Here is an 18,104-nt window from a genome sequence, read left to right on the forward strand (position 1 = left end):
GGTTTGAGCATACGTGAGATTCCAGACGATTTCAAAATAAAGGAATTCATTGCGGAACGATAAATTGGATGATCTTACGTTCGTTCCGCAGCTCATAACATATTTATGGTTTACATCATTGTTTTGAAAACTTTCTATAAAGCATATTCATAACATTCTCAATTGAAAAAAACATTAAATGAACCAACTATTTTCTTTAACAGCTAACAGAATATCCACAGTGATTAACTAAAATTAAATTGTAAGCATTGAGTTCATTTAGAAAACAAAAAAGAATTTAAAACTTTAAAAATCACGATAACGAAATGGCTTATAATTTCCTGTACGGCCTGTATAAGAAGCCTTAGCAATATATTAAAAACTTTATGGAAAGATCTGTACCTAATTATAAAAAAATCTTCGAAGATATTATCAGCAAAAAATGTCCTGAAAAATATACTTTGTGCGAACACATACTGAATAAACGCGAAATATCAGCAATGGATGTTCTGCGGCTGAATGATATTATTTTTGATAAAAAAACAGCATCTGATGTTACTAATCAAAAGCACAAAAGCTACGACAGCTGCACCATTACTGAAATTCTGAATTATCAAAAGGAAAATAATCTCAGTAATGTAGCAGTATCCAGACATTTTAATTTAAGCCGGAGTACAGTAAGTAAGTGGAAAAAGACATTCTCTTTACCACAGAATAATAATTTTTTGTAATTCCATTCTATCGAATTACACTGAAAAATATAATAACAGCCTTTTCAGAGCAGTTTCTTTACTGTAAAATGTTTCCAAGTACAATCAGAGTTTCAGCGATGTACACTAGAGATAGTAGAGATATAAAATACCAATATGTATTTTACCCGGAAATAAATTTTGGTTGATAGTTTTGATTTTTCCTGCTGCTCTGGAAGGCTTTACTCATATTATCACAAATTTCTCAAAGAATCGATTGTACAAATGTTAAAGAGATAGTTTCTCATACCAAAGACGAAATCTTTTTGTATACCATTCTACTTTATTTTCATTGAAAAAAACATATAATAGCGTTTTTTCTCCATACCATGTTTTTTTAAGCTGAAATATCAAAATATCATCATTGTCAAGTACTCTTGTATAAGATTCCAATGTCGCCAACACTTCTTCTTTCTTCATATGCTGAAGATTGGGAATGAAATTGTTTTCCCCACTTTGCTTGGATTTCTTTTTCATTTCAGGTTATGTTTTTATATTAATCACAATATATATATTTCAAAAAATTACGGTTATGTTCAAGAAATCTCCAATTAGGGACGTTTATTTACAACGACAAAGTTGTTATAAAAAATTTATATTCCCTATTTAATGATACTGTAGCAAGAATCTATATATATAAAGTTATTCAAGTTGTAAAAAAAAGATTGTAAAACTTTATCGGCTTTACATACATACTTAACCTACAACATGTAATATTAGTACTATTAAGATTATTTGATTACTTACATATTATTTTCCCTAGTTTGCTTCGATTCGCTACATTATAGAGTATGGCAATCCAGATCGTGGAGAGCAAAAGTGAAAGACAGGTAATTCCAAGACCGGATTTATAAAGGCTGTACTCTATAATTCCTGATTTATATGCTACAGACAATGCCAGAATTCCAAACTCTCCCGTTTGTGAAAGTAAGGCTCCGCCATACCAGCTTTCCCTCCACCCGAATTTCAACAGACGGAACGTTATTGCAGACATGATACTGTTACTGGCTAACACAAAAAAAGTTCCCAGAAGAATTATGCTAAAATTGGAAAAAAGGTAAGGAATATCAAGCCTTAATCCTATCGACACAAAAAAGAATGTAACGAAAAATACTTTAAAAGGAGCCAATGAATGCTCCAGCCAGCTGAATGTTGTTACCCTTCCTACTACAACACCAGCCATAAAACTTCCAAAAGCACTGCTTATTCCCGCTGCCTCAGCCAATAATCCGGAAATAAGACATATAAATAATCCGAAAAATACCTGCAGATCATGATCTTTTTCAATTGAGGCGAAGAATTTCGGGAGTTTTATTTCCCGGAAAGTCCTGATTCTTTTAAGGATGAGGAAAATAACACCACACAATACAACCGGAAAAATGATAGTAAAGCTATGAAAATCCTGTTTATTCCAAGCTTTCAACAAAGTAAGTACAGGAGCTAGAAGCAGATCCTGAAATATGAGTATATTTAAAATCATAATACCGAAAGTTGTTTTTAAAGTCTGATGTTTGTTTAAAAACTCACTGACCACCGCGGTACTGTTGAAAATGAATAAAATAGCAATAAGCAAGATACTGTTCATGGGAAGACCTGCAAAATATCCCACCAGAAATGCACAACCAATACTCAGAAGAATTTTAATAAGCTGTGCAACTATTGGTTTTATAAGCAGGCTTCTGTTGTCCGGTACATTGATTTCCATTCCCAGGAAAAACATAAGCAGCAAAATTCCTATTTCTCCTATCGTTTCCGTTTGCTCAGGATCTGTGAAAACTCCTGAAATGTGTGGCCCGAGAATAATTCCCACCAATATATAAGCAATAAGATAAGGCTGATTAAATTTTTTCAGAACAAACATAATCCCCAATGTGGTAAGGCACAAAATTGAGATCGACCAAAGTAATCCGTTCATAGCTTATTGTTTTAGAGTACAAATGAAACAGGTACGACAAAAATTGGTTTTCCAAAAGGAAAACCAATGTATAAACTGATTAATAACTAATTATTGAACTTCTATAAGGCGAGGCGCCTGTTTTTTGGCTTTTTCCGATTTCGGAATGGTAAGTTTCAGAACACCGTTTTCGTATTTTGCTTCAATGTGTTCTTCATCAACCACATTTTCAGCCAGTTCAATACTTCTTCGGAATGACTGATAGCTGAACTCTCTTCGGATATAGTTCTCATCTTTTTCTTCTTTCTGATTTTTTCGTGAAGAAGAAATCGTGAGTACATTTCCTTCCAGCGTAATTTCAAAATCCTGTTTCTCCATTCCCGGAGCAGCCACTTCCACTTCAAAATTTTCGGTATTTTCACGAATGTTCACCGAAGGAAGTGTAGTCAGTGTTGACGAAAAATTGTTGTTGCCCCAGTTAAAAAGTTCGCGGCTAAAAAAGTCATCGAACAGTGTACGTGGATTTGCAGGGAGCAAACTGCCATTGTTTCTCTTAACGATTGACATAATTTACGAGTTTTTAAAGGTTAAACAATATATTTAATGATCGTAACCTATTCATTACAAACAATATACCATCGAAAAATTCTGAAATTTTGTCATTTTTAAACTGAAAAATTGACAGTCAGTATGAAAAAATTTCATCCTGAAATCACTTAAAGCTGCCAAAGAAGTCCAGCATTGATTGTAAAGCTGTTTCAGAATGCATGATTTCTCCATTTTTAACAGATTCTTCTGCAGCTGAAGAAGCCCTTTTTCTCATTTCCGATTCATAGCCGGCAATAGCTTCCTTTATTGTCGAATAGTTTTCGGATGTTAAACATTCACTCAGGTGCAACGCATCTTTCATCGCCATATTCGCTCCTTCTCCCGCAAATGGAGGCATAACATGTGCCGCATCGCCAATAATGGTGACATTTTCTAAAGGTTTCCAGTACTGATCAAACGGCATACAGTAAATAGGACGAGGAATAAACGGTATTTCCGCACTTTCAAACAATTTAAGCCAGATGCTGTTCCATCCTGGATACATCTTTTTATACCATTGGATAATTTCAGACTTATCGGAATAGTTCAATCCGCTTGTGGATGACCAGTCTTCATCGGCTTTAAAACTGGCATAAAAACCGATTGCCCCTTTTTCTTTCTGTCCCATCAGCAGGTTTTTTTGATTTCCGAAAGCCATAATTTTTCCGCCTCTCAAAATTGTATTAATTTCAGGAGCATTCACATCAGCATCCGGAATATTTCCCTCCAACATTACAATTCCCGTATAAAAAGGCTTGATTTCCGTTATATAAGGCCGAATTTTTGAATTTGCTCCGTCACATCCGATCACGATATCAGCATATACTGCAGGCTGATTTTTAAAATACAACATCCAGCCTTCATTTTCTTTCTCCATCGACAGAAAATGACTGTTCCACACTATTGTATTTTCATTTAAAGAATTCAGCAGAATTTTTCTTAAAGTCCCGCGGTCAATTTCCGGCCGGAAGTGTTCTTCTTCGAAATTTTCATCAGATTTAGCATCATGATCGCTAAACCAAACCTTTCCATCTTCATCCATGATCTTAGTTTTATCTGCACCGGTCATAAAGTTTTCTTTAAATACTTCCAGCAGACCTGCAGCACGGATAGCAGCCAGTCCTGAATTCTGATGCATATCAAGCAGGGAACCCTGAACACGGGAATTTTTATCAAAATCCCTTTCGTATACTTTTACCTGTACTCCTTTCATCTGTAAAAGTCTTGCCAGAGTCAGTCCTCCGGGGCCGCCGCCGATAATGGCAACGGATTTGTTTTTTATCAGCATAGTTTTAAATTATGCTGCAAAGTTATTTCTTAGGAAAAACTAAAAATTGTAAAAATCGGTCATTATCATTTTTAAAAAGTTCTTTTGGCGAAACACCCGAAAGTTTTTTAACGTCTTTTATAAAATGTGACTGATCCGAAAAATTAAGCTGGGGAAAAAGAATCCCGTCTTTGATGTATTCCAATGATTTTTGAAAACGAAGTATTTTGCAGTACATTTTTAAGGTAACGCCCAAATATTTTGTGAAATACCGGTTAATCTGCCTTTCACTCCAGTGTATGGTTTGTGATAATTCTTTAATGCTGATCTCACCGTTCGCCTCAAAAATCAGCCGGAATAAATTTCGTTTTCGTTCATCAATTGAATTACTGAGATGTTTTTTTATTGCATGGGAGGCTTTGTCACAAAAATCTTCAAAATTATTGAGATCCTCTTCCCGGAAACCCCAGAAATTTTCAGGCAGTTCTTTTCCGTTGTTGATAAGTTCAGCAATCGATTCATTGAGAATATATTCCAGCGCCAACGGATTAAAACTGATGGAAAAAAACATGGCAATATTCTGCTGCGGCATTGTTTTAGGTTTTGTCTCAAGGCCCATCAATACTGTGAAAAACCGTCCGTCTGTTGTCCGGCACAGGAGAAGATCAATTCTGCCGTTAGGAATGATGATCCCTTCTTTGCACTCAGAAATATTGCTTAATGAAGAAAATCCATATACAAAATCAGCAAGCTTTTCTGCTGGCTTTTTAAAATGATATTGTAGAGGCGAAGACATTCTTAGGACAATTTCTACAATAAGTTATATTTATGTGTTATTTCCCGATACAAAAATAGTTAATACTAATTATCAATTAGTTATAAAAAATAGGAACAATATAGCATCAAATAATTAAAAATAACATTATTTTCACCAATTACAGCTCGCTAGTAACAAAGATAGCTAAGACCTAAAATAATGTCCGTTACTCTCAAAATAATCATGCATTATACTCCTTGCCGTAGCTTCCCAATCAATAACAACCCAATTAGGAATATTAAAGGTATCATCTTCATATAAGTATTGTACAAAATCTTCGTCCGAATTAAATTCGCCGTAATAAAAATTGTTTACATATTCATATAAGCTTTGAAACTCCATTTTACCTAAACAATCCAAACACGCTTCGTAAACTTCTAGGTCATGACCTGAATCGTTGATTTGTTCTATTATTTCGTAAATATCTTTAGATATGTGACATTCACTTAACAACCCCATTTTTTCAAGAAAAGGACACTCATAATCCTGAAACATAAATTCAGGGTCGGATTCGTCACTGTGTAAATCATACATTGCGGTGAGTAGTGAATCATAGTCGGAATAATCCGAAAGGTTTAACCATTTCCCAAATAATGAGCCGTTGTTGTACTTAGCGTACGTTGATACATAGATACTAGAAGTATCAAGACAATTTTGTAAATTTGTCATGTTGATAAGTTTTAAGCGTGATTTAAAATTTATTGATTCGCCTAGCAGTACGCCAATACTTCTAGGCATTTTTTTGTGAAAAAGTCGCTCACAAAAGCAGTATAAATATACAACAAAATGCCGATAAACACAAGTGTTTAAAGCAGTTTTTAACTAAAATATCAACGTCTGTTAAAAACTTTTTAATCACTCGGAGCGCACGAAAGTAAAACAGCCGCCAAAAAACAAAGAATCTTTGGCAGGGGTGTAACAAAAAAAACACTCTTATGAGTTATGAAATCCGTATAGTGGGTACAGACCCGATGCGTCTATGAAAATTTTGAAATTTGGGCATAGGGGTACATTTTTAAAGTAAAATTTGACGGGTTGGTGTAAATAGTAAGCTAAGTCTTATACATTCCCATTATATATCAATAATCGAATTAGGTATTGAACCACAACATCACAAACCGTCTACCATAGTTTCCTAAAATGTTGGTTTAAAATTATTAGAAGTGAGTTAGAGAGTTTATATTATCAACTCTCAAAACACTTTTATTACAGTTTGTAGAGATTGTACAGTGAGGTTACACTAACCTATAAAAAGTAATAAATTTTTCATCATTTACGCTTTTGAGTCTTTCGTTTATCGAGAGACTTTTCTCGTTTTGGGGTAATTCGGTAGATATATATTGAATAACTATACATCTTAAATAATTGTATAAATAACTTAGGAATCTTTAAGAGATTTTATATCATTATGTAAAACTTTAAACATTTTTTTTATCATTTCAAAATCATTGCTGGGTATTTCCAACTCTTTAGTGTTAACACTTCCAGCAAATTCCCATATCTCTAGAATGTCTTTCCATTCAATCTCATAAGGTTCATAGAAAACATTGTCAGAACTTACAAAAGTACCAGAATTATTAAGTTTACCAAACCTCTTGTAAACTATACCGTCTCTAGTGACAAACATATAGCTTTTGCCTTTTTTTAAATAATCTTTACTTTCAATGTATTTTCCAATAATGTATGTACCGTCATTATAAGGAGGCATAGAATCTCCTTCAACAGGAAAAGCTCTGTACTTCCCATTTCTTAAAAAAGGAAGGGACATGTGTTGTAAAGCTTCAATGTATTCAGGGTCATTGTAGCCAGTAAGATAGCCCATCTTTCCCTTATGGGGAACAATCTCAATTTTATTTTCACCTGTCTTCCCAACTTTGATAGGCAAGACAATTCTATTATCAGGTAGATTTAAAATGTCATCGATTGAATATTTTTTTAAATCAACAGTTAGCAATAAATCTATACTAACTTTATAATATCTTGAAATACTAACTAAAATTTCAGGGGATGGACTGTTAGCATCATCCTCATATTTGGCATATCTCCCACGAGTAATGTTAATACTATCAGCAACACTTTGTTGTGATACCCCAAGCTTACTTCTTAAATACCTTATGTTTTCTGAAAAAATTGACATTGCTATAAATTGTAGCAACAAATTTACATTTTTTTGATATAAAACATACTAATTTTGTCTCATGAAACGGAGTATAGTACACATGGATTTGGATACTTTCTTTGTCTCCTGTGAAAGGCTTAAAAACTCAGAACTTGTTGGGAAGCCAGTGATTATAGGGGGCGGAGATAGAGGTGTTGTTGCTTCATGCTCCTATGAAACAAGATTTTTTGGAGTAAGAAGTGCGATGCCTATAAAAATGGCTTTAAGGCTTTGCCCTGAAGCAAGAGTCATAAAAGGAGATATGGAAATGTACTCTAACCTATCACATACCGTAACAGAAATTATTCAGGAAAAAGTGCCTGTCTTGGAGAAAGCCAGTGTTGATGAATTTTATTTAGATTTATCAGGAATGGATAAGTTTTTCGGATGTTACAAATGGACGACTGAAATTGCAGCCAGTGTAACAAAAGAAACAGGGTTACCAATAAGCTTTGCATTGTCAACTAATAAAACTGTTTCCAAGATTGGAACAGGAGAATCAAAACCAGTTGGTAGATTACAATTACATGAGGAGTTGGTAAAACCATTTCTAAATCCTCTTTCCGTAAAAAAAATTCCAATGGTAGGAAATCAGACCTTCCAGCTATTATCGAGGATTGGTGTAAGAACTATTAAAACTCTTTCTGAAATGCCAGTTGAGGTACTACATCAACTAATAGGAAAGAATGGAATTGAGCTGTCAAAAAAAGCAAATGGAATTGATGAAACACCAGTAATTCCTTATAGTGAAAGAAAATCTATTTCTACAGAAAATACTTTCGCACAAGACACAATAGACATTCAGGGAATTAAAAGTATTATATCTGGTATGATTGAACAATTAGGATTTCAATTAAGAAAAGAAAAGTGGCTGACTTCAACTGTAGTTATAAAAATAAGATATAGTAATTTCGATACTGAAACTAAGCAATGCAGAATTCCATATACATCATCCGACCATACTTTGTTAAAGTATGCATTAGAACTTTTCAATAAACTCTACACAAGAAGAATTAGGATAAGATTGATTGGAGTCAAATTTACAGGCTTAGTACATGGTTGTCATCAAATGAATTTATTTGAAGACACTGAAGAACTTATGTCATTATATCAAACTATGGATTATTTGAAACATAGATTTGGTAGTGATAGTGTAATGAAGGCATCAGGATTTTTAAAATAAATAATATGTTTATAAACTGTCATTCCTATCATAGTTTACGATACGGAACCATCTCGATTGAAGAATTAGTTCAACAGGCTGTTGAATCGGAAACTAAAGTTTTGGCTCTAACGGATATTAATACAATTACTGGAATTTATGATTTTTACAAGCTTTGTAAAGAGTATGGAATCAAACCAGTTGTTGGAGTTGAGGTAAGAGTTGAGAATGAACTGTATTATATCTGTTTAGCTAAGAATAGAAGTAGCATAGGTGAAGTAAATCGAATTTTAACAAACTATAATTGTGATGGAATTGAAATCCCTAAAACTAATCCTAAGCTGATAGATTCTTATATTATTTATCCCCTTAGCAATCTTCCTGAAGTATTATTTGAGAACGAGTTTATAGGTGTAAAGCCAGAAGAATTAAATCTTTTAATTAAACCCGAGTTAAAGAAATTAATTAGTAAAATGGTTGTTCTACAATCAGTAACATTTCAAACCAAAAGAGAATATAATTTGCATAAGATATTACGAGCAATTGATAAAAACACTTTACTGACTAAACTTTCAGCAGATGATTATTGTGGAGAGAATGAAAAGTTTATTAGTATTTCAGACCTCTCAAAAAAGTATGAACATTATCCAGAAATAATAGAAAATACAAAAAGAATTCTGAATGATTGTGAAATTGAATTTGATTTCTCAACTCCAAAGAATAAGAAGCACTATACAGATAGTAAAGAGAATGATTTTAAGTTACTAAAACAACTTGCCTATAAGGGACTACAACAGAGATATCCTAATGATAAAGGTATTGCATTGGCAAGAGTAGAAAAAGAGCTTGAAGTTATAGACCAGCTAAACTTTTGCGGGTATTTTCTTATCACTTGGGATATTATTCAATATAGTAATAAAATGGGATTTATGCATGTTGGAAGAGGAAGTGGAGCAAACAGTATTGTAAGTTTTTGTTTGGGAATTACTGACATCTGTCCGTTAGAATTAGATTTGTACTTTGAAAGATTTCTTAATCTAAATAGAAAAACACCTCCAGACTTTGACATCGATTGGGGATGGGAAAACCGAGATACTATATTAAGATATATCTTTAATAAATATGGAAAAGACCATGTAGCATTTTGTGGAACTAATGTTGAGTTTAAGTACAAATCTATTTTTAGGGAAGTAGGAAAAGCTTTTGGATTGCCAAAAGAAGAACTTGATATTTTGGCAACAAAATCAATAAATGAACATGATGATAACTCTGTGTTCCGTTCTGTTCATAAATATGGAAAGCTTTTAGAAAAATTTCCTAATCAAAGAAGTATGCATGCTTGTGGAATCTTAATTGCTGAAGAGCCAATTACGAATTTTACAGCATTAGAAATGCCACCAAAAGGATTTCCTATTGTTCAATTTGATATGCACATTGCAGAGGATATAGGCTTTGAGAAGTTTGATATTTTATCTCAAAGAGGATTGGGAACAATAAATGATACTGTTAAGTTAATCGAAGAAAAAAGAGGTATAAAAGTAGATATCAGAAATACAGCAATTTCTAAAGATGAGGTAAGAGCGAATGAATTTTTAAGTAAAGGGAAAACCATTGGATGTTTTTATATAGAAAGCCCCGCAATGAGAGGCCTGCTAAGGAGACTTAAATGTGAAAATTATAAAGTTTTGGTTGCTGCATCATCTATCATCAGACCTGGAGTTGCTCAAAGTGGAATGATGAAAGAATATATTTTTAGACATAATAATCCAGATAAATTTGAATATTTTCATGAAGTTTTTGAAAAAGAATTGGGAGAAACCTATGGCATCATGGTTTATCAAGAGGATGTGATAAAGATTGCTTTGCATTTTGGAGGCTTATCAGCTCCTGATGGTGATATCTTGAGAAGAGCTATGAGTGGTAAAGGAAGGTCACTATCAGCACTACAGAAAGTAAAAGACCATTTTTTTGAATCCTGTAAACAAATAGGTCATTCAGAGCAACTATCAAAAGAAGTTTATAGGCAGATTGAATCCTTTGCAGGTTATTCATTTTGTAAAGCGCATTCGGCTTCTTATGCAGTAGAAAGTTATCAAAGTTTATATTTAAAGGTTTATTATCCTCTTGAATTTATGGTGTCTGTAATAAACAATCAGGGAGGCTTTTATAGAACAGAAGTTTACATTCATGAAGCAAGAATGTCTGGTGCTAAAATTATGAATCCCTGTGTAAACAAAAGTGAATATAAAACAACCTTATACGATGATGAGGTTTATCTCGGACTCATGCATTTGGAAAAACTAGAAATTAGATTGGGGCATTTTATTCCAGAGGAAAGAAAAAAAAATGGAGATTTTAAATCTTTAGAAGACTTTGTGAAAAGAGTTCCTGTAGGAGTTGAGACTATACAAATATTAATTTTTATTGGAGCATTTAGATTTACAGGTAAACAAAAACATGAACTACTTATTGAAGTAAGATTTTTATTATCTGAGAACAAATTTGACTTTAGATACTTGACATTACTGGAAGAACCCCCAAAGAATTATAAACTACCAAAGGTTGACAGACATAAATATGAAGATGCATTTGATGAAATAGAGATTTTAGGTTTTCCAGTTTCTTATAGTCCTTTTGATATTCTGCAAACAAAGTACAGAGGTAGTGTCATGGCTAAAGACTTAATAAAACACCATAAACAAGAAGTGAAAATGTTAGCTTATCTGATTTCAAGAAAGCATGTACCAACCAAGAGAGGAACTATGTTTTTTGGTACTTGGATTGATGCAGAAGGCGAATACTTTGATACAGCTCATTTTTCTGATTGCTTGGAAAAGTATCCATTTCAAGGTGGAGGCTGTTATTTGTTACTTGGAACTGTTGAAGTTGACTTTCATTTTCCAACAATTACAATTACCAAAATGGCAAAGATGCCTTTCATCCCAGACCCTCGATATTCCCTTGACAAAGAAATGGCTCAAAAAGCTCAAGCAAATATTAGGGAGGATGTTAGTATGACGTTTAGAAAACCATACCCACAAGAGCAAGAAATTGGGTTACCTAGACATAAAATGACTTAACAATGGTTAAAAAAGAATTAAGAAAATTTTTCAAAATTTATATAAATATATAGCTTTGTATATAAATATCCAATTAAATAGGTGAGCTATAAATATGTGACTTTGTTTTTGTAAGTCCATTAGAAAAAGATGAATATCTTTGCAATTAAAAATCTTGCTTATTAATGACAGCTTCATATTTTGCTTTTTTAAGCACTTCAATATAGTCTTTGTTAATCTCCATCATAAAATTAACATATTCATCCACCCCTAATAAATCATAAATGAAATTATTCCCTTGATATGCATTAGGATCATTTGTAGCCAAATATTCAATATATTTTGGATGTTCCGCAAGTAATATTTTAGCATTTTTATTAACTTTTTCCATCGCTGTTGTTACTTCCTGAAATGAAGAATCTGTATAACGAATATAATAGAGACAGTCATCGAAGTCGTTATGCTTATGATAACCTAATGGCTGGCTGTGTCCAACCCATTTATGGAGTTTAATAGAAAATAAATCAGAACCAACATTGATAGGAAAATTTAATCCGTCAGCATCATCATATAATAATACATTTTCATTTTTATAGTATAGATTTAATATAAAAAGAGCAGACATGATGTCAAAAAGATATTTAATACTACCAAAACCTAATGAATTTGCCCTATCATGTTTTAAATTTTGATAAGAATTATTCCAGCTGTATGTCTGTTTTCCATGAATAGTACTAATTTCATTCTGAATAAATGGAGTAAGCTCCTTATTGGTCTGAAAGCAATTAGAAGAACTAATTAGAACTATTTTTGATTCTAATCTCCATAAAGGGATTAAATGAGCAAGTGCATCAGTGTCATATTTAATATTCGTTGTTTTAGTGCCACCATTTTGTTTATACAATTCTTTTGAAATAGATTCAATCTCTGCCGAAGCACGTAATATAAGATCAGAGATTTGCGAAGAATATACATTAAGTTGGTTATCATCAATATGAATAGAATAACTGAGGTCTAAAACTCCTCTTTCTAGATTTTTATAAACAGGCCAGTAAATGTTTGACATACTCTTATTCAAATTTTAAGGTTAATAGTTGTTTTTAATTTTTTAACTTGAGTTTAATACATAGTAATATATATAATTATTTTATTCGTATTGTTTCTTTTACTCTGGAAAATACCAAAGTTCAGAAGGCTTTTTCCTAAGATTTCTTTTTTCAGGATTATTTACACCATCAAGCACTAGAAATAAGTCATTTAGCAGTAGCTTAGTATCGAAGATATAACTATGAGTATCAGGACTAATCACATTTGATGCATCAATAGTATATAAGTCGGTACTTGTGAAAGCATACTTTCCACCTTGTCCTAAACGAGTTAAATCCCTTAGTGTTTCAGATGTTTTTAAAGCAAAATCCTTGTCAGATACATACATTGTTCTGTTTTTACCGACACTTTTAAAAACAGGTAGAATTTCCTTTTTAAAAACATTTTGGTCAATATCAGGTGCTGCAAGAATAATTTGGTCTATTTTCCTTATTACTTCATCATATTTTTCATTACGAGCAAGCTCTTTTAGCGTAGATGTTACAAGCATATTACCCATGCTATGTGCTATTATATGAAGTTTATCTATATCTGTTTTTTTAACGATTGAGTGAATGAAATCAGCAAGAGAAGTTATGCTAGCACTCGCCATATCCATATCTCTAACATATCCCAAGGTCTTACCTGCAGATGGCCAGCTAAAAAAACCTGTAACACCTTTAAAGTTTAGGTCATAAGCAATTTGTCCAGTTCTCCATGCAGTTTCGGCAAATGTGTTATTATAGCCATGCACAAAAAGTAAAAATGAATTTTCATCATTCTTCTTTAGATTGTCGATCATTTCATTATAAAATTTATCTCCATCTAATTCTTGGATAGCATCTAATAATATATGTTTACTTTTTTTTTCTCTAAGAGACCAAAATAAAATTTTTCCAGGTCTTTCAATTCTTCCTACTTTATGACTTTTTGGTATACTAATAATGCATCTTCCAAGATTTAAACATTCGTCTTCTTCTATGTTATTACCAAAGTAGTCGTTAAAATCATTTTTACCAGTTTTTTTTCTATTAGTCCCATAGAATATATTTACGGTATGCTCAAGAACTTTTTCTTCAGATTTTACTATATTTTCTTGAATGTAATCACCATTTAGTTCCGAACCTAAAACTTCCTTCTCCATATTATCGTAATTAAAAAACGAGTTATCAAATATATTATCTAGATTGTTTGGTAATTGTTTGTTTTGAGAAAATATTTTAGATAGAGATGTTTGAAGTTTTTCTTTAAATCTATTATTTATAACGTATACAAATGTACTGGAAGATAGTTTACTATTGAATTTTAATGTTTCAATATTCTCATTCTGGTATAAAAATCGAATAGTTCCAGATAAATTTTCTTTATTTTTTTTAACAATACCTGTAAGTTTTAATTCTAATTGAGCATTAAACTCAAATTGTAAATAATAAAAATTTAAATTATTATTAAATGAAAATCGTTTTTCTTTATTGTTTATTAATAAGCATAACCTACTAACATTAGAATTAAGTTCAATGATACATGTTATCTTATTCTGGAAAAAATTAACAGAGTCCATAATTAAAGTTTGTCATAGTTAGTTTGTTCTAAATTTACGATTTTTTTTAATTAATGAATTATTTTTTCCTTCTCCCTATTTAATAAGCTATGGATACTCAACATAAATTAAGAAATACCTAATTATCTGCTTATATAAAATTTATATCAATAAGAAAATCAACTACCCCACAAACAAAATAATTAAATTCAGATGATTCGTATTTTTTTTTATTTTTGTATTTGAATTTTATCGAAAAAATATAAAGCGTTAGCTTTTATTCTGTTAATAGGAAATCTCGCAAATTAACTAAAGTTACACAGGATAAACAGTTGATGCCTCCACCTATGGCGTGGAGGCTATTCTTGTTTGTGTAACACGGTTTCGCGAGAACCTCCTATTTACAAATTAAGTTTAGTCCTTCACGCTTTTTGCATTTACAAACCTTTCACTTTAGGGGCTGAGTGATATAATAAATCGCATATGAAAAAGTTTATTCTTTCCGCATCTTTATTAATCGGAACTTTTTGTTTTTCTCAATCAGTTACTAAAAAGTACAATTCATTTTATGATAGATATGAGTACTTTGACCCAAACGGGAATATGATTAGCTATGAAAAGTATAACAGCTTAGCTAAACAATGGGAGATGTACAATGTTGACGGCTCAAACATTTCAAGTAATTCCAGACAACCCACACAATATCGTGCCCCACAACAATTAAGCATTTCAGGATTAGGAAATGCAATGACAGCAAAGCAAAATAGATATGACAATAATGTTCAGCAAGTTCAAAGTACCGTAAATTCAATCTCTAATCAAATCAATAATTTAAATGTAACGGACGAACAAAGGCAACTTATACACGATACTTTTCAAAAAAGCTGTGTTAATGAAGTAAATCGAACAAGAATTAATTACTCATCAGCCAATGAAACCAACCGTGTTATACAATGGCTGTATGATTCTATAAATACCATTATTAAAAATGTAACAGCTTCTTCCATTGTCAGCTCTAATAACAGTACTAATTACCAAAACAATCCTTCAAATGATTATAGTAGTGACGGCAAGATAAAAGCTAATTATGGTAGAACCTTACCTGTCTATAATATTGCCATTTTTGATAAGAATAATCGCAGACTAAAAGACGAAACAATTATTAGTGATTCTTATGTAATTATAAATGAAAATCGAATTGATTTTAAAAGGGCTGATGGATTTGTCACTTATAGAGATTTATATAATAAGGTTTATAATGAGCAAAAAAAAGGTTATACATATTTATCAACTACAGGCGCTGTATTTATACATGATGATTTAAAATATATTGAATTTTTCACTAATAATTTAGGAGAGGGAGAAAATTACACTTATTACATTACACCATCGGGGAATAGATAGACGCAATGAATATAATCAAAGATACGATTAACGTGATCAATTCTGAATTTCCCATTCGGTATGTATTAAGATTGATAGCTATTGTGATATTGCAACGCGTCTATAAGTTGCATGATATGGGACAGGCTAGAGATTACGAAGCCGTTTGAGACGCAACTAGATATATTAACATAAAACCATAACATTATTATGAAAAGACTTTTTTTCAAAGCTATAACGATAGCATTATCGCTAACAGCTACAATATTAATTACAAATTGCTCGGGCAACAATGACGATGATAACATCCCAACCAATCAACAACTTTTTACAACTCAATATTTCACCCACCAACATGGATTCAAGGCACTTGGGGCGTCACCAATGGAACAACTTCTAACAAACTTTATAAGTCTACAGCAGATGATTTTATCTTACTGACAAATGTAAGCGAACAGAGTATGACGGGAACAATTAAATCAAGTCCGAACGGTGGCAGTGTTGACGAGACTGTTAACAACAGTACACAATATAACTTTATCATAAAATATAACATTACAACCACAACACAAAGTTTCGAGTTCAGAAAAGTTTCAACAACTCAGATTCAGTGGAAAGATAATAATACGGAACATGGTTTGACTTGGTAAAAATGTAGTAATTAAACCTTATGAGCTGAGTTTTTACAGAAAATACCAATATTATCAATAGAGTCCATCTCACAACTAGTGAAGACGGACTTTTTTATGACTTTTCTCGACCTTCTTTCGGAGAATAATTTTTACACGGTTGATTCTCCCAGTTCCCACATTATTTAGTTTTGACAATGACTCTTCTTATTTAGAATATTAAATTAAAAAATCAGGGAAAACACCTATTTATAAAATAGAGATTTTAACGATATTGTTACCTCAAATTTATTAGTATTTAAACATTTATATAAAAATAACATGAAAAACTTAACAGACGCAAGAAATAAAATAATAAATCTAAAAGAGTCTAAAACATTAACACTTGTTTCTGATTCCCACTATCTAAACGATAATACTTTTTTTCTAGAAAAAGATAATTCTAAATATACATTTGTTACAAAATCAGACGTTATTCCAGGGGTGCAAAACCACAAAGAATTACATTTTGAAAAAGGTAAAGAATATACTTTAACAAATGAGACTGAAAATTATTATTTTGATGGGAGTAATATTTTTTTAACAAATATAGATTATACTGACGACAATAAAAAAATAGTCAAAGGAGTAATCAATGCACTGTCAACTGTAAAGGATATTGAACGGAAAAAAAAATTATTTAAAAGATTTATTCTTCCATTAGAGGAAAAAAAATTACAATTAAATGATTTCGAAAAATCATCTTTCACAGCAGCTATTAATGAAAAAACTTTATACAAGCACTATATTAAAATTAGTGCTTTAAACTATAATTTTGAAGTTTATGAGATAAAACTAGAATTATCAAATTATATATTTATTGATTGTGATGCAGAGATAGAAGAAAAGGTATTTCAAAAAATATGTTTTAACATTTTATTAGCTATTGCATTTATTAAAGGTAATCTTTATCACAATGAAGCATATATATTCGGTTATGAAGAAAATAAACTAGAGAATGCTGTAGAAATTTCTTATTATTCCATGAATGTAGAAATTGAAAGTAATATTCCAATTTTTACAACTAACATGTACAATGTCTATAGAGAAGAATTCAATGCTATGAACGATGATGAAAAAGATACAACTTTTAAAAAATCGTACCAATCTGATGTATATAATTTTGATTCAGGGATATTATCTAATCTTATTAATTTGCTCTGTGAAGAAGAAAAAGTTCAAAGAACTGCCATTTTATTTTTATATGCTCATATAGCATCACTTGAAGTAAGATTACCGAATTATTTTGTTGCATTGGAAGCCATAACAAGTTATGTTGTAAAAACTAAAAAGAAGGATAACAAGAGATTAAATCCTATTAAAGACAACGAAATTGCTCAAACTCTTATTTCAGATATAATAGGACACATAGAGAAATATACCAATGAAAATAATTTAACATCAGATGATATAAATATTGAGATTCTGAAAAGAAAATTAGATTCATTAAATTCACCACCTAATGCCGACAAACTATCAGAACCTTTTGCATTAGTAGGATACAATTTAACTGATGAACAAAGTAGAATATTAAAGCAACGTAATTCTTTCCTTCATGGAAGTTTTGTTAAATTTATTGATGATGATGCAGCTTTTAAAGAAGCTCTTTATGTAGGATTAAGAGTGCAATTTTTAATCTCTGTCTTAGTACTTAAATCTGCGAATTTTTCAGGAAAAATAATCAATTATGCAAAACTTTGGGATTATATGACTGATAAAAAAGTCAATGAAGACAAATTAATAAAAGTTTAATT

Annotated in this window: 15 protein-coding genes; 6 read left to right on the forward strand and 9 right to left on the reverse strand. The window is 31.5% G+C overall.

The window, feature by feature from the left end:
• The first annotated feature begins 365 nt into the window (after window positions 1-365).
• Window positions 366-710, forward strand: a complete 345-nt coding sequence (locus M0D58_RS05785) for a helix-turn-helix domain-containing protein (RefSeq protein ID WP_248394193.1) — start codon at window positions 366-368, stop codon at window positions 708-710.
• Window positions 711-956: 246 nt separating this feature from the next.
• On the opposite strand, the gene M0D58_RS05790 is transcribed toward M0D58_RS05785, so the two are convergent.
• From M0D58_RS05790 to M0D58_RS05820, 7 genes are all read right to left on the reverse strand, one after another.
• Window positions 957-1,205 carry a hypothetical protein gene (locus tag M0D58_RS05790; protein ID WP_248394194.1) on the reverse strand — a complete coding sequence of 83 codons (249 nt, stop codon included), beginning with the start codon at window positions 1,203-1,205 and terminating at the stop codon, window positions 957-959.
• Between the two features lie 262 nt (window positions 1,206-1,467).
• A complete protein-coding gene (locus M0D58_RS05795) occupies window positions 1,468-2,643 on the reverse strand; it encodes a cation:proton antiporter (RefSeq protein ID WP_248394195.1) in 1,176 nt (391 codons plus the stop codon).
• Window positions 2,644-2,733: 90 nt separating this feature from the next.
• A complete protein-coding gene (locus tag M0D58_RS05800; RefSeq protein ID WP_072884239.1) occupies window positions 2,734-3,189 on the reverse strand; it encodes an Hsp20/alpha crystallin family protein in 456 nt (151 codons plus the stop codon).
• 145 nt (window positions 3,190-3,334) lie between these two features.
• Window positions 3,335-4,498 carry an FAD-dependent oxidoreductase gene (locus tag M0D58_RS05805; protein ID WP_248394196.1) on the reverse strand — a complete coding sequence of 388 codons (1,164 nt, stop codon included), beginning with the start codon at window positions 4,496-4,498 and terminating at the stop codon, window positions 3,335-3,337.
• 22 nt (window positions 4,499-4,520) lie between these two features.
• Window positions 4,521-5,273 (reverse strand): helix-turn-helix domain-containing protein, encoded by a 753-nt coding sequence (locus M0D58_RS05810; protein ID WP_248394198.1) that lies wholly within the window; start codon window positions 5,271-5,273, stop codon window positions 4,521-4,523.
• A 165-nt stretch (window positions 5,274-5,438) separates the two neighbouring features.
• Window positions 5,439-6,032, reverse strand: coding sequence for an antirestriction protein ArdA (locus M0D58_RS05815; RefSeq protein WP_248394200.1), 594 nt, complete (start codon window positions 6,030-6,032; stop codon window positions 5,439-5,441).
• 640 nt (window positions 6,033-6,672) lie between these two features.
• Window positions 6,673-7,431: an XRE family transcriptional regulator gene (locus M0D58_RS05820; RefSeq protein WP_248394202.1), complete on the reverse strand. Its 759-nt coding sequence runs from the start codon at window positions 7,429-7,431 to the stop codon at window positions 6,673-6,675.
• A 61-nt stretch (window positions 7,432-7,492) separates the two neighbouring features.
• Between M0D58_RS05820 and dinB the strand changes: the two genes are divergently transcribed.
• Together dinB and M0D58_RS05830 are read left to right on the forward strand one after the other, a co-directional pair.
• The gene (gene dinB, locus M0D58_RS05825) at window positions 7,493-8,635 is read left to right on the forward strand and encodes a DNA polymerase IV (RefSeq protein WP_248394204.1); all 1,143 of its coding nucleotides are present in this window, start codon (window positions 7,493-7,495) and stop codon (window positions 8,633-8,635) included.
• A 5-nt stretch (window positions 8,636-8,640) separates the two neighbouring features.
• Window positions 8,641-11,694: a DNA polymerase III subunit alpha gene (locus M0D58_RS05830; RefSeq protein WP_248394205.1), complete on the forward strand. Its 3,054-nt coding sequence runs from the start codon at window positions 8,641-8,643 to the stop codon at window positions 11,692-11,694.
• A gap of 145 nt (window positions 11,695-11,839) precedes the next feature.
• On the opposite strand, the gene M0D58_RS05835 is transcribed toward M0D58_RS05830, so the two are convergent.
• Window positions 11,840-12,739: a hypothetical protein gene (locus M0D58_RS05835; protein WP_248394206.1), complete on the reverse strand. Its 900-nt coding sequence runs from the start codon at window positions 12,737-12,739 to the stop codon at window positions 11,840-11,842.
• A gap of 99 nt (window positions 12,740-12,838) precedes the next feature.
• Complete coding sequence (locus M0D58_RS05840; RefSeq protein ID WP_248394208.1) at window positions 12,839-14,320, reverse strand: alpha/beta hydrolase; 1,482 nt, start codon at window positions 14,318-14,320, stop codon at window positions 12,839-12,841.
• Window positions 14,321-14,782: 462 nt separating this feature from the next.
• Here M0D58_RS05840 and M0D58_RS05845 point away from each other — a divergent pair, with 462 nt between their 5' ends.
• From M0D58_RS05845 to M0D58_RS05855, 3 genes are all read left to right on the forward strand, one after another.
• On the forward strand, window positions 14,783-15,703 hold the full coding sequence (locus tag M0D58_RS05845; RefSeq protein WP_248394209.1) for a hypothetical protein: 921 nt from the start codon (window positions 14,783-14,785) through the stop codon (window positions 15,701-15,703).
• Between the two features lie 440 nt (window positions 15,704-16,143).
• Complete coding sequence (locus M0D58_RS05850; RefSeq protein ID WP_248394211.1) at window positions 16,144-16,332, forward strand: hypothetical protein; 189 nt, start codon at window positions 16,144-16,146, stop codon at window positions 16,330-16,332.
• A 300-nt stretch (window positions 16,333-16,632) separates the two neighbouring features.
• Window positions 16,633-18,102: a hypothetical protein gene (locus M0D58_RS05855; RefSeq protein ID WP_248394213.1), complete on the forward strand. Its 1,470-nt coding sequence runs from the start codon at window positions 16,633-16,635 to the stop codon at window positions 18,100-18,102.
• Window positions 18,103-18,104 lie beyond the last annotated feature (2 nt).

The sequence above is a fragment of the Chryseobacterium nepalense genome (genome assembly GCF_023195755.1).
GTDB classification, from domain to species: domain Bacteria; phylum Bacteroidota; class Bacteroidia; order Flavobacteriales; family Weeksellaceae; genus Chryseobacterium; species Chryseobacterium nepalense.

Bases quoted from the DNA above. Each gene is read 5' to 3' on its own strand.
- M0D58_RS05845 (WP_248394209.1), top strand. From the start codon at position 14,783: ATGAAAAAGTTTATTCTTTCCGCATCTTTATTAATCGGAACTTTTTGT.
- M0D58_RS05850 (WP_248394211.1), top strand. From the start codon at position 16,144: ATGACGGGAACAATTAAATCAAGTCCGAACGGTGGCAGTGTTGACGAG.
- M0D58_RS05810 (WP_248394198.1), bottom strand. From the start codon at position 5,273: ATGTCTTCGCCTCTACAATATCATTTTAAAAAGCCAGCAGAAAAGCTT.
- M0D58_RS05820 (WP_248394202.1), bottom strand. From the start codon at position 7,431: ATGTCAATTTTTTCAGAAAACATAAGGTATTTAAGAAGTAAGCTTGGG.
- M0D58_RS05790 (WP_248394194.1), bottom strand. From the start codon at position 1,205: ATGAAAAAGAAATCCAAGCAAAGTGGGGAAAACAATTTCATTCCCAAT.
- M0D58_RS05795 (WP_248394195.1), bottom strand. From the start codon at position 2,643: ATGAACGGATTACTTTGGTCGATCTCAATTTTGTGCCTTACCACATTG.
- M0D58_RS05805 (WP_248394196.1), bottom strand. From the start codon at position 4,498: ATGCTGATAAAAAACAAATCCGTTGCCATTATCGGCGGCGGCCCCGGA.
- M0D58_RS05800 (WP_072884239.1), bottom strand. From the start codon at position 3,189: ATGTCAATCGTTAAGAGAAACAATGGCAGTTTGCTCCCTGCAAATCCA.
- M0D58_RS05835 (WP_248394206.1), bottom strand. From the start codon at position 12,739: ATGTCAAACATTTACTGGCCTGTTTATAAAAATCTAGAAAGAGGAGTT.
- M0D58_RS05815 (WP_248394200.1), bottom strand. From the start codon at position 6,032: ATGCCTAGAAGTATTGGCGTACTGCTAGGCGAATCAATAAATTTTAAA.
- M0D58_RS05840 (WP_248394208.1), bottom strand. From the start codon at position 14,320: ATGGACTCTGTTAATTTTTTCCAGAATAAGATAACATGTATCATTGAA.
- dinB (WP_248394204.1), top strand. From the start codon at position 7,493: ATGAAACGGAGTATAGTACACATGGATTTGGATACTTTCTTTGTCTCC.
- M0D58_RS05785 (WP_248394193.1), top strand. From the start codon at position 366: ATGGAAAGATCTGTACCTAATTATAAAAAAATCTTCGAAGATATTATC.
- M0D58_RS05830 (WP_248394205.1), top strand. From the start codon at position 8,641: ATGTTTATAAACTGTCATTCCTATCATAGTTTACGATACGGAACCATC.
- M0D58_RS05855 (WP_248394213.1), top strand. From the start codon at position 16,633: ATGAAAAACTTAACAGACGCAAGAAATAAAATAATAAATCTAAAAGAG.